The organism is Streptococcus sp. D2 (genome assembly GCF_006385825.1).
Taxonomy (GTDB): Bacteria; Bacillota; Bacilli; order Lactobacillales; family Streptococcaceae; genus Streptococcus; species Streptococcus shenyangsis.
Genome location: NZ_VFSI01000003.1, coordinates 25,066 through 37,648 on the forward strand (window position 1 = coordinate 25,066; position 12,583 = coordinate 37,648).

At 40.7% G+C, this 12,583-nt stretch carries 8 protein-coding genes and 2 pseudogenes; all 10 read left to right on the forward strand.

Annotated features, from left to right (window positions below; all coding sequences use genetic code 11):
• Nucleotides 1-180: 180 nt before the first annotated feature.
• The gene (locus tag FJR73_RS02250; protein ID WP_140833070.1) at nucleotides 181-2,139 is read left to right on the forward strand and encodes a peptide ABC transporter substrate-binding protein; all 1,959 of its coding nucleotides are present in this window, start codon (nucleotides 181-183) and stop codon (nucleotides 2,137-2,139) included.
• A 141-nt stretch (nucleotides 2,140-2,280) separates the two neighbouring features.
• Nucleotides 2,281-3,375 (forward strand): cystathionine gamma-synthase, encoded by a 1,095-nt coding sequence (locus tag FJR73_RS02255; RefSeq protein ID WP_140833072.1) that lies wholly within the window; start codon nucleotides 2,281-2,283, stop codon nucleotides 3,373-3,375.
• 7 nt (nucleotides 3,376-3,382) lie between these two features.
• Nucleotides 3,383-4,549: a MalY/PatB family protein gene (locus FJR73_RS02260; RefSeq protein ID WP_140833074.1), complete on the forward strand. Its 1,167-nt coding sequence runs from the start codon at nucleotides 3,383-3,385 to the stop codon at nucleotides 4,547-4,549.
• Nucleotides 4,550-4,641: 92 nt separating this feature from the next.
• The gene (locus tag FJR73_RS02265) at nucleotides 4,642-7,740 is read left to right on the forward strand and encodes a DEAD/DEAH box helicase (protein ID WP_140833076.1); all 3,099 of its coding nucleotides are present in this window, start codon (nucleotides 4,642-4,644) and stop codon (nucleotides 7,738-7,740) included.
• Nucleotides 7,741-7,787: 47 nt separating this feature from the next.
• Nucleotides 7,788-8,405 carry a cystathionine gamma-synthase gene (locus FJR73_RS02270; RefSeq protein WP_140833079.1) on the forward strand — a complete coding sequence of 206 codons (618 nt, stop codon included), beginning with the start codon at nucleotides 7,788-7,790 and terminating at the stop codon, nucleotides 8,403-8,405.
• A 10-nt stretch (nucleotides 8,406-8,415) separates the two neighbouring features.
• The gene (murC, locus tag FJR73_RS02275; RefSeq protein WP_140833080.1) at nucleotides 8,416-9,750 is read left to right on the forward strand and encodes a UDP-N-acetylmuramate--L-alanine ligase; all 1,335 of its coding nucleotides are present in this window, start codon (nucleotides 8,416-8,418) and stop codon (nucleotides 9,748-9,750) included.
• 9 nt (nucleotides 9,751-9,759) lie between these two features.
• Nucleotides 9,760-10,209, forward strand: a complete 450-nt coding sequence (locus FJR73_RS02280) for a GNAT family N-acetyltransferase (RefSeq protein WP_140833082.1) — start codon at nucleotides 9,760-9,762, stop codon at nucleotides 10,207-10,209.
• Nucleotides 10,210-10,217: 8 nt separating this feature from the next.
• Nucleotides 10,218-10,712 carry a GNAT family N-acetyltransferase gene (locus FJR73_RS02285; RefSeq protein WP_140833084.1) on the forward strand — a complete coding sequence of 165 codons (495 nt, stop codon included), beginning with the start codon at nucleotides 10,218-10,220 and terminating at the stop codon, nucleotides 10,710-10,712.
• A gap of 79 nt (nucleotides 10,713-10,791) precedes the next feature.
• Nucleotides 10,792-11,125 (forward strand): annotated as a pseudogene (locus tag FJR73_RS10595) (aminodeoxychorismate lyase); the annotation flags it as partial.
• 71 nt (nucleotides 11,126-11,196) lie between these two features.
• A pseudogene (mltG, locus tag FJR73_RS02290) lies at nucleotides 11,197-12,534 on the forward strand (endolytic transglycosylase MltG); the annotation flags it as partial.
• Nucleotides 12,535-12,583: the final 49 nt, after the last annotated feature.

A 12,583-nucleotide genomic window follows, 5' to 3' on the forward strand; every position in this document is an offset into this window, starting at 1 on the left:
TAATTTGAACGTTTCTATCATGAAATGTTCAAATTATCCCTTTTTTATTAATTTATAGAATAATAACTAAATTTTGTAGATGGTAATTTTATTTTTCTTAAATTTTACTTAAAAAACTATTGACTAAATAAAACATGAGTTGTATAATAAGACAAATATTTAAATCAGGAGGTTCTAGAGATGAAAAAGTCTAAGGCCAAGTATGCAACACTTGCAGGTATCGTTTTAAGTGCAGGTATTTTATTAAGTGCGTGTGGAAATTCAAGTACAGGGTCAAAAACATATAGCTATGTTTATACCAGTGATCCGTCTAGTTTGAACTATCTAGCAGAAAACCGTGCCACTACCAATGATATCGTGGTTAATCTGGTAGATGGGCTCATGGAAAATGACCAGTATGGGAACTATATCCCATCCTTGGCAGAGGATTGGAGTGTATCCAAGGATGGTTTGACCTATACCTATAAACTGCGTAAAGATGCTAAATGGTATACTGCAGATGGGGAAGAATATGCTCCTGTAACTGCCCAAGATTTTGTGACAGGTTTGAAATATGCGGCTGATAAAAAATCAGAAGCCTTGTACTTAGTGCAAGAATCCGTTGCTGGTTTAGATGACTATATCACTGGTAAAACAAGCGACTTTTCAACTGTTGGAGTTAAGGCTCTTGATGACCAGACAGTTCAATATACTTTGACTCGACCAGAACCTTACTGGAACTCAAAAACAACTTCAACGATTCTATTCCCTGTTAATGCGGAGTTCTTGAAATCAAAAGGAGATGATTTTGGAACAGTTGATCCTTCAAGTATTTTGTACAATGGACCTTTCTTGATGAAATCCTTTGTTTCAAAATCTGTCATCGAATTCAAGAAAAATCCTAACTACTGGGATGCTAAAAATGTCTTTGTAGATGATGTGAAATTGGCCTATTATGATGGTAGTGACCAAGATGCACTGGCTCGTAACTTTGTGGAAGGTGCTTATAGCTACGCTCGTCTTTATCCAAATAGTTCAAGTTTTGAAGGAATTAAAGAAAAGAATAAGGACAATATCATTTATAGTTTACAAGATGCTACTTCTTACTTCTTAAACTTTAACCTTGATAGAAAATCTTATCAATTTACTTCAAAAACAAGTGATGCTGAAAAGAAATCGACTCAGGAAGCGGTTCTTAATAAAAACTTCCGTCAAGCTATTAATTTTGCCTATGATCGTACAGCTTATGGCGCTCAATCTCAAGGAGAAGATGGTGCAACTAAGATTTTGCGTAACCTAGTAGTCCCACCAACATTTGTAAGTATTAACGGAAAAGACTTTGGTGAAGTAGTAGCCTCTAAGATGGTGAATTATGGTAAGGAATGGCAAGGAATCAACTTTGCGGATGCCCAAGATCCATACTACAATGCTGAAAAAGCCAAGGCTAAATTTGCAGAGGCTAAGAAAGAACTCCAAGCTAAAGGAGTTCAATTCCCTATCCACTTGGACATGACAGTTGACCAAGCTGCTAAAAAGGGTGTCCAAGAGGCAAATTCTATGAAACAATCTATTGAAGCAGCCTTAGGTGCAGATAATGTTGTAATTGATATTCAACAACTCTCCACTGAAGACTATGATAGTACAAGCTATCTGGCTCAGACTGCTGCTCAGAAAGATTATGATCTTTACAATGGTGGTTGGGGATCTGACTATCAAGATCCATCAACTTATCTTGATATTTTCAATGTGAAGAGCGGTGGAGTGTTGCAAAATCTGGGTATAGAGCCTGGTGAATCTAATGATAAGGCTAAAGCTGTTGGACTGGATATCTACACTCAAATGCTGGAAGAAGCCAATAAGGAGCAAGATCTTGCAAAACGCTATGAAAAGTATGCTGAGATCCAAGCATGGTTGGTAGATAGCGCTTTAGCGATCCCGAATGTTTCTAAGGGTGGAACACCAGTATTGAGAAAAACAGTTCCTTTCTCAGAACCATATTCATTAGCTGGTAATAAAGGTATCGAATCATATAAATACCTCAAAGTACAAGATAAAACAGTCACAAAAGATGAATATGAAAAAGCCAAAGAAAAATGGTTGAAAGAAAAAGAAGAATCTAATAAAAAAGCCCAAGAAGAATTGGCAAAACATGTCAAATAAGAATTTTTCAAGAAAAACGATGGTTTCGAAGGAAACTGTCGTTTTTTATATAGTTTGAAACTATAACTAGCTCTTGAAAAGAAGAAAATGAGTTGATGAAAATAAGTGGTACAATAGTTACTATAGATTTGGAGGAATTGTATGAGCAAGGAATTACACATTAACACAATTTTGGCCCAGGCGGGTATTAAGTCAGATGAAGCGACAGGTGCATTGGTGACACCGCTTCATTTTTCAACGACCTATCAGCATCCAGAGTTTGGTCGATCTACTGGGTTTGACTATACGCGTACTAAAAACCCAACTCGTAGTAAGGCTGAGGAAGTCTTGGCAGCTATTGAGTCAGCAGATTATGCCCTAGCTACTAGCTCAGGGATGTCAGCTATTGTACTGGCCTTTAGCGTCTTTCCAGTAGGAAGTAAAGTCTTGGCTGTCCGTGACCTTTATGGTGGTTCTTTCCGCTGGTTTAATCAAGTGGAACAGGAAGGCCGTTTCCATTTTACCTATGCCAATATAGAAGAAGAATTGATTGCTGAGTTGGAAAAGGATGTTGACGTTCTCTATATCGAAACGCCAACCAATCCTTTAATGTTGGAATTTGACATCGAAAAACTGGCAAAATTGGCTCATGCTAAGGGTGCCAAAGTGGTGGTAGACAATACCTTCTACAGCCCTATCTACCAACGTCCAATTGAAGATGGAGCGGATATCGTTCTTCATTCAGCAACCAAGTATCTAGCAGGTCACAATGATGTCTTGGCTGGAGTGGTTGTGACCAATAGTTTAGAACTATACGAGAAGCTCTTTTACAATCTCAATACGACAGGGGCAGTTTTGTCTCCATTTGACAGTTATCAATTGATTCGTGGTCTCAAGACCTTGTCTCTTCGTATGGAGCGCTCAACAGCTAACGCTCAAGAAGTGGTTGCCTTTTTGAAGGATTCTCCAGCGGTTAAGGAAGTTCTCTACACTGGGCGTGGAGGGATGATTTCCTTTAAAGTAGCAGATGAAAAACGCATTCCTCATATTTTGAACAGCCTCAAGGTCTTCTCTTTTGCGGAAAGTTTGGGTGGGGTGGAAAGTCTCATTACTTACCCAACGACACAAACTCATGCTGATATTCCAGCAGAAGTGCGCCATTCTTATGGTTTGACAGACGACCTCTTGCGCTTGTCAATTGGAATTGAAGATGCTAGGGATTTGATTGCAGATTTGCGCCAAGCCTTGGAAGGATAAGACGAAGATGGGAAAATATGATTTTACAAGCCTGCCCAATCGTTTAGGACACCATACCTATAAATGGAAAGAGGCAGAAACGGATAGCGAAGTCTTACCAGCTTGGATAGCGGATATGGACTTTGTGGTCTTGCCTGAAATCCGCCAAGCCGTGCAAACTTACGCTGATCAACTGGTTTATGGTTATACTTATGCCAGTGAAGAGTTAATTAAGGAAGTTCAAAAGTGGGAAGCCACACAGCACGGTTACCACTTTGACAAAGAGGATCTTGTCTTTATCGAGGGTGTAGTTCCAGCCATCTCAACAGCTATTCAAGCCTTTACAAAAGAAGGCGAGGCGGTTCTGATTAACACACCTGTCTACCCACCATTTGCTCGCAGTGTCAAGTTGAATAATCGCAGATTGATTACCAATTCTTTGGTGGAAAAGGATGGTCTGTTTGAGATCGACTTTGACCAACTTGAGAAGGATTTGGTGGAAGAGGATGTCAAACTCTATATTCTTTGCAACCCTCACAATCCTGGTGGACGTGTTTGGGAAAAAGAAGTGTTGGATAAGATTGGCCAACTCTGCCAAAAACACGGTGTTTTATTGGTTTCGGATGAGATTCACCAAGATTTGACCCTCTTTGGTCACAAACATCAGTCTTTCAATACCATCAATCCTGCCTTTAAAGAATTTGCAATCGTCTTGAGCAGTGCCACTAAAACTTTTAATATTGCTGGGACAAAAAATTCCTATGCCGTTATTGAAAATCCTAAGTTGAGACTGGCCTACCAGAAACGCCAGTTGGCCAATAACCAGCATGAAATTTCAGGTTTGGGCTATTTGGCGACAGAAGCTGCTTATCGCTATGGGAAGGATTGGTTAGAGGAACTCAAGCAAGTCTTTGAAAACCACATAAATTATGTAGTGGATTTATTTGGAAAAGAGACTAAAATTAAGGTCATGAAGCCGCAAGGAACCTACTTGATTTGGCTTGATTTTTCAGCCTATGATCTGACTGATGAAACATTGCAAGAGCTGTTGAGAAATGAAGCCAAGGTTATCCTCAACCGTGGTTTGGATTTTGGGGAGGAAGGAAGTCTCCATGCCCGCCTCAATGTAGCTATGCCTAAATCTCTGCTGCAAGAAGTGTGTCAGCGAATTGTGACGACTTTTGCCAAACTTTAAAAATCCAGCCTTCTAGGAGAAAAGTCTTCCTAGAAGGCTATTTTCATAGGGGAAAATATGGTATAATAAAAAGATAAGGTAAAGGTAAAAATATGGCTAAATTGATTCCAGGGAAAGTCCGTATCGAAGGCGTTGCCCTTTATGAAACTGGTAAGGTTGACATTATCAAGGAAAAGAACAATCGGCTCTACGCTCGCGTTGCAGAAGAAGAACTGCGCTATAGTTTAGAGGATGATTTGGTTTTTTGTGCCTGCGATTTTTTCCAAAAGAGGGGCTACTGCGTGCATTTGGCAGCTCTGGAGCATTTTCTGAAAAATGATGAGCGTGGTCAAGAAATCTTGCAGAGTCTGGAAGAAGGTCATGAAGAAAAAGAGGCCGTTGAAACCAAGGTGACCTTGGGTGGTAATTTTTTGGACCGAATCTTGTCTCCAAAAGCAGAACGCGCCTATGAATTGTCGGCTGTAGGACAAGTGGAAGCAGGGAGCAATCATATCTTGTGGACCCTGAGAATCGGGCAAACCAATAGTCAAAAATACTATGTCATTCGGGATATCCCACTCTTTTTAAAAGTTGTTGAGAAGAGAAAACCTTATATGATTGGGAAAACCTATGAGGAGTCTCTGTCTTGGGAATCCTTTGATGAGGCAAGTCAAGAGCTTCTGACTTTCTTGCGCGGACTAATGGAGGAAGGACAGGCTTCAGATCTCTTTTTCCAAAACCAAGGTCGGCACCTCTTTTTTCCTCTGACCTTTTTTGAGCAGGGTGTGAATTTACTGATGGCCTTGCCCCATTTTCAATTTGACCATCAAGTGGATAGTTACCAAACCCTGCTCTTTCAGGATTTGCATGCGAATGCTAATCTATTTGCCTTTACAGTAACAGCATACTCGGATTATTTTGAAATGGAAATCAGTGAGAGTCCAAGGGTCAATGTCTTTTATCAGGGAGCTGTGCTTTTCCATAAAGGACAGGTTTATTTTCTAACAGACCAGCAGATGCGTCTTCTCAAGGAAATTAAAGCGTTGCCCTTGGATCAGCATGGAAAGAAATACCTGCAATTTGATAGCAGTGACCGCGATAAGTTGGCTTCTTGTTTAACTCTTTTTAGCCAGATGGGGACCGTTTCAGCTCCAGAACGTTTACAAATTAAATCCTTTGCACCCTCTTTTTACTTTGACAGGGAAGAGGATAATCGGATTCGTTTAGAAATTCAGTTTGATTATGGGGATAGACAGGTATCTAGCCGACAAGAGCTAGAAGAATTGCCATTTTCGAGTGATGCTGAATTAGAAGAAAGAGTTTTCCAAGCCTGTTTGGTAGCTGGCTTTGAAGCAGATTTTCAATCTTGGCGACAGGCCCTAAAAGCGGAGTATATCTATCATTTCTTCTACGAAATCATTCCAACCTTTGAAAAACTCGGGAATGTTGACCTATCAGATAAGCTCGAAGAACTTTATAGTCTAGCGAGTCCCCAAGTGCAGATTGCTTCCAAGGGAGGTCTCTTGGAAATCCAGTTTGATTTTCAAGATATTGCCCAAGAGGAAATTGACCAAGCCATGCAGGCCTTGGTTGCCAACAAGGATTTTTATATTGATTCGTCCAATCAAGTTTACTTTTTTGATGAAGAAACCAAGAAAATTCGCCAAAATCTACAGGAACTGGGGCAATTTGAATTAAAAGATGGGTCCTTGCAGGCTCGAAAATCTTTGGCTTATAGTTTAGCTCATCTTTTTGAAGGGCGTGACCGTGTTTCTTTTTCACAAGAATTCCAGAATCTGGCCCACGATTTGACGCATCCAGAAGATTTTCCTCGACAGGCAACTCAGGTTAAGGCTGACCTGCGTGATTATCAGGAAAAGGGAATCGGCTGGCTGCAGATGCTCCATCATTATGGTTTTGGTGGGATTTTGGCTGATGATATGGGACTTGGTAAAACCCTTCAGACCATTGCTTTTTTGACCAGTCAAGTGACAAAAGAAAGTCGGGTTTTGATTTTAGCACCGTCAGGTTTGATTTACAACTGGGCAGATGAGTTTCAGAAATTTGCTCCACAGTTGGATGTAGCTGTTGTTCATGGTTTGAAAGCTAGTCGTGAAGAGATTCTTGCTGAGAGCCATCAAATCTATGTGACGAGTTATGCTACTTTCCGTCAGGACAGTGAGCTTTATCAGGGGATGGCCTTTGACTTCCTTTTCTTAGATGAGGCTCAGGTTATGAAAAATGCCCAGACCAAGATTGCCCAGACCTTGAGACAGTTTGTAGTGCCGTCGATCTTTGCCTTGTCAGGGACTCCAATTGAAAACCATCTAGGTGAGCTGTGGTCTATTTTCCAAATCGTCATGCCAGGACTTTTGCCAAGCAAGAAAGAATTTATGAAATTGCCAGCTGAGCGCGTGGCTCAGTTTATCAAACCTTTCGTGATGCGGCGCAAGAAAGAAGAAGTTCTGACTGAATTGCCAGACTTGATTGAAGTGGTTTATAAAAATGAACTGGAAGACCAGCAAAAGGCTATCTACCTAGCCCAGTTGCAACAGATGCGAGACCGTTTGGCTCAGGTGTCAGATCAGGAATTTCAGCGTAGTCGAGTGGAAATTTTGTCTGGTCTGATGCGCTTGCGCCAAATCTGTGACACTCCTGCCCTCTTTATGGAAGATTATCAGGGAGCCAGTGGCAAACTGGATAGTCTCCGAGACCTGCTGGTACAGGTGGCAGACGGTGGACACCGTGTCTTGATTTTCTCTCAGTTCAAGGGAATGTTGGAAAAAATTGAACAAGAACTGCCAGACTTGGGCTTGACTTCCTTTAAAATTACAGGTTCGACCCCAGCCAAGGAAAGACAAGATATGACCAAGGCCTTTAACCAAGGGGAAAGAGATGCCTTTCTGATTTCCCTCAAGGCTGGTGGTGTCGGTCTGAATCTGACAGGTGCTGATACGGTTATTTTGGTTGACCTTTGGTGGAATCCTGCGGTGGAAGCGCAGGCTATTGGCCGTGCCCATCGGATGGGACAAGAGGAAATGGTTGAGGTCTATCGCTTGGTAACCAAGGGAACCATTGAAGAAAAAATCCAGGAACTACAAGAACAAAAGAAACATTTGGTGTCACAAGTATTGGACGGAACAGAGTCACGTGGCAGTCTGACCCTAGCAGAAATTAGAGAAATTTTGGGAATTTCTGAAGTCAGCACTTGAAAAATCAAGACAATACGCTATAATGAAGTGTTGAAAGGAAATAGAAAATGAAACAAGAACGATTTCCATTGGTGTCAGATGACGAGGTCATGTTGACTGAAATGCCAGTCATGAATCTCTATGATGAGTCTGATCTGATCAGTAATATCAAGGGTGAGTATCGAGATAAAAATTATTTAGAATGGGCTCCTATTGCTGAAGAAACACCAGTCAAACCGATTGAAAAGCAAGTAGAGAAAACTAAAAAGGCTCCTTTAGGGGTAAAAAAAGAAGGAAAGAGCTATGCGGAGGTGGCGCGTGAAGAAGCGCGTGCGGATTTGAAAAAGAAACGCTCGGCAAGTTATCTGACTAAGGACATCACTCCTACAAGACGCCATTCTCAGTCAAGTCTAGTTAGAAAGGGCAACCAACCTACCGCGCCTTTCCAAAAGGAAAATCCTGGTGAATTTGTCAAATATAGTCAAAAAATGACCCAGTCTCATTACATCTTGGCAGAAGAAGTTAGCAATATTTCGACTCAAGCTGAGACAAAAGAAACTTCAGGCCCAAAGAAAAACAACTATGATTTTCTAAAGAAGAGCCAAATCTACAATAAAAAAAGTAAACAAACAGAACAAGAACGTCGGGTTGCCCAAGAGTTGAATCTGACCAGAATTACAGAATAGGGGAGGAAACATGTCAAAGACATATCATTTTATCGGAATTAAGGGATCAGGGATGAGTGCCTTGGCCTTGATGTTGCACCAAATGGGTCATAAGGTACAGGGATCAGATGTTGAAAAGTACTACTTTACTCAACGTGGTCTTGAGCAGGCAGGAATTACCATTCTTCCTTTTGATGAAAAGAATCTAGACGGTGATATGGAAATTATCGCTGGAAATGCCTTCCGTCCAGATAACAACGTCGAAATTGCCTATGCAGACCAAAATGGCATCAGTTACAAACGTTATCATGAGTTCCTTGGTAGCTTTATGCGTGACTTTGTTAGTATGGGGGTAGCAGGAGCACATGGAAAAACTTCAACGACAGGTATGTTATCTCACGTCTTGTCTCACATCACAGACACCAGCTTCTTGATTGGAGATGGAACAGGTCGTGGTTCGGTCAATGCCAAATATTTTGTCTTTGAATCTGACGAATATGAGCGTCACTTCATGCCTTACCATCCAGAATACTCTATTATCACCAACATTGACTTTGACCATCCAGACTATTTCACAAGTCTAGAGGATGTTTTCAATGCCTTTAATGACTATGCCAAACAAATTACCAAGGGTCTTTTTGTCTATGGTGAAGATGCAGAATTGCGTAAAATTACAGCCAATGCTCCGATTTATTATTATGGTTTTGAAGCTGAAGGCAATGATTTTGTAGCTAGCGATCTTCTTCGTTCAACAACTGGTTCAACCTTCACAGTTCACTTCCGTGGACAAGAATTGGGTCAATTCCATATCCCAACCTTTGGTCGTCACAATATCATGAATGCGACTGCCGTTATTGGTCTTCTTTACACAGCAGGATTTGATTTGAACTTGGTGCGTGAACACTTGAAAACATTTGCCGGTGTTAAACGTCGTTTCACTGAGAAAATTGTCAATGATACAGTTATTATCGATGACTTTGCCCACCATCCAACAGAAATTATTGCGACCTTGGATGCGGCTCGTCAGAAATACCCAAGTAAGGAAATTGTAGCAGTCTTCCAACCTCATACTTTTACAAGAACCATTGCCTTGTTGGATGACTTTGCCCACGCTTTGAACCAAGCAGATGCGGTTTACCTAGCGCAAATTTATGGATCTGCGCGTGAAGTAGACCATGGTGACGTTAAGGTAGAAGACCTAGCTAATAAAATCAACAAGAAACACCAAGTGATCACTGTTGAAAATGTTTCTCCACTCCTAGACCACGACAATGCTGTTTATGTCTTTATGGGTGCAGGAGATATCCAAACCTATGAATATTCATTTGAGCGTCTCTTGTCTAACTTGACAAGTAATGTTCAATAGGATGTTCTCATGGAGATTCCAATTAAGATTGTTCAGGTAAGTAAGTCTGATTTGACTGAGATAGAGGCACTTCAGGCCTCGTCTTTTCCAGCTGAAAAGCAGCAACCTTCCCATATCTTAGAAGAAAGTATCCGTAAGTCTGCGGATACCTTTCTTCTAGCTGGGGATGAAAATCAACTTCTGGGCTATGTTCTAGGAAGTCCTCATCCCCACAATCCGCAATGTCTAGAAATTCGTTCTTTAGTCATCAAGGCTGACCATCAGAGACAGGGATTGGGAACGCTTCTTCTTGCGGCTTTGAAAGATGTGGCAGTTGAGCTGGATTACAAAGCTATTCGTTTGAAGAGTCCGGAAGAGTTGCTTTCCTATTTTGAAATGAACGGTTTTATTGATGAAGAAACCTCGCTTTATGCAACTAACCAGGGGTTTAGTATGATTTGGTTTAATCTCTTTTTTTAGGAGGCACAATGGAAATTAGGAAAGCAAGATTAGAAGATTTGGATCGTATCGTTGAGATTGAACTAGAAAATTTCTCGATTGAAGAAGCCATTCCTCGCTCTGTTTTTGAGGCGCATTTGCGAGAAATTCAGACCTCGTTTCTGGTTGCAGAAAAAGAGGGTAAGATTATTGGGTATATAGAAGGACCAGTTGGCCTCCAACGCCATCTGCAAGATCACTCTTTTACAGAAGAGATAGAAGATCATAGTCATGAGCCTGGTGGCTATATCTCTGTGACCTGTCTGTCTATTGCCAAGGAGGCACAGGGACTTGGACTTGGTAAGAAATTACTAACAGCCTTGAAAGAGTTGGCTCTTGAACACGAAAGAGAAGGTATTAACCTAACCTGTCATGACTATCTCATCGCTTACTACGAAAAGCATGGATTTGTCAACGAAGGCTTGTCCCAGTCAACCTTTGCAGGGGAAACCTGGTATGATATGGTCTGGAAAGCTAAAAAATAAGCTAGAAAAGCATGCTAGGTTGCTTTTCTTTCGTTTTTAAGATATAATATTATGGATTGTCAACGAGGAGGAAAAACTTTTGAGTGAAAAATCAAGAGAAGACGAAAAATTAAGCTTTAAAGAGCAGATTTTACGTGATTTAGAACGAGTTAAAAAACATGAAGAAGATCAGGAAGAAGTTAATTTAGCTTCAATAAAACCCCAACTTTCTTCTAAAAATGATCAGTCAATAGAAGATTTGATGGAAGATTCTCTATCAGCTGTAGAGGATATTATGAGAAACGCTCCTACCGTGCCGACTCACCCCAGCCAAGATTTACCAGCTTCTCCATCAGATGAGATAAAAAGAGAAACTCTTACTGTTCCAAGCCATCCAAGTCAAGATGTTCCTTCTTCTCCAGCAGAAGAGGCTGCAAGACAAGCTTCACTTACTCCTAGTCACCCGAGTCAAGAAGGACCTTCTACTCCATCAGCGGAAGGAGTATCAAGACCAACTCCAGGACCTGTTAGTCCTAGAAACGTAGAGAAGGAATTTAATGAAATCCCAACAAGGGTAGCTGTTTCTTATAAGACAGAAGGTCAGAGAGAGGTAAAAAGAGAAGTTCCTATTTCAAAACCAGTAGTGGAAAAGAAAGCTGTAGAAGAAATGTCTGCAACTCCACGTCGTAGCCGTCGAGAGACAGTTCAGCCTACTAAGAAGAAAAAATCAGGATTCAAAGCTTTCTTCATTTCTCTGCTGATTTTCCTAGGTTTGATTTCAGCAGGTGGTTACTTTGGTTATCAGTATGTTCAGTCATCTTTACAGCCTGTGGATGCTTCATCTAAACAATATGTGACAGTGCAAATCCCAGAAGGAGCTAATGTTCAAACAATTGGTTCAACTCTTGAAAAGTCTGGTTTGATTAAACACGGAGTGATTTTTGCTTTCTATGCGAAATATAAAAATTATTCAGATTTGAAGTCTGGCTATTACAGTTTGCAAAAGAGTATGAGTACAGAAGATATCATCCATGAATTACAAAAGGGTGGAACAGCTGAAGCTCAAGAACCTGCGCTTGCGACGTTGACAATTCCAGAAGGTTATACGATTGATCAAATGGCACAAGCGGTAGGTCAATTGCAAGGTGACTTCAAAGAGCCTTTGACCGCGGATGCTTTCCTAGCAAAAGTTCAAGATGATAGCTTTATCAGCCAAGAAGTTGCCAAATATCCTAGTCTACTTGAAAGCTTGCCAACGAAAGAAAGTGGCGTTCGTTATCGTTTAGAAGGTTTCCTCTTCCCAGCGACCTACTCTATCAAAGAAAGTACAACGATTGAAAGCTTGATTGATGAGATGCTGGCAACTATGGATAAGACTTTGGCACCTCATTATAGTGCGATCAAGTCTAAAAATTTGACAGTTAATGAATTGTTAACGATAGCTTCACTAGTCGAAAAAGAAGGTGCTAAGACTGAAGATCGTAAGTTGATTGCAGGTGTATTCTACAATCGCTTGAATCTTGGTATGCCACTTCAAAGCAATATTGCCATCTTGTATGCCCAAGGAAAACTTGGTCAGAAGATTAGTCTTGCTGATGATGCTGGAATTGATACGACAATTAATTCACCGTATAATGTTTATACGAAAGCTGGTTTAATGCCAGGTCCAGTAGATAGTCCAAGTTTGGATGCCATTGAGGCAAGTATTAATCAAACTAAGAGTGATAACCTATACTTTGTAGCTAATGTTACAGATGGCAAGGTCTATTATGCTGCTACTCAGGAGGAGCATGATCGTAATGTCGCTGAACATGTCAACAGTAAATTAAACCAAACAAACTAAAATTATGTGATGATTCACATAATTTTCTTTAGAGAATATCATTAGAAGA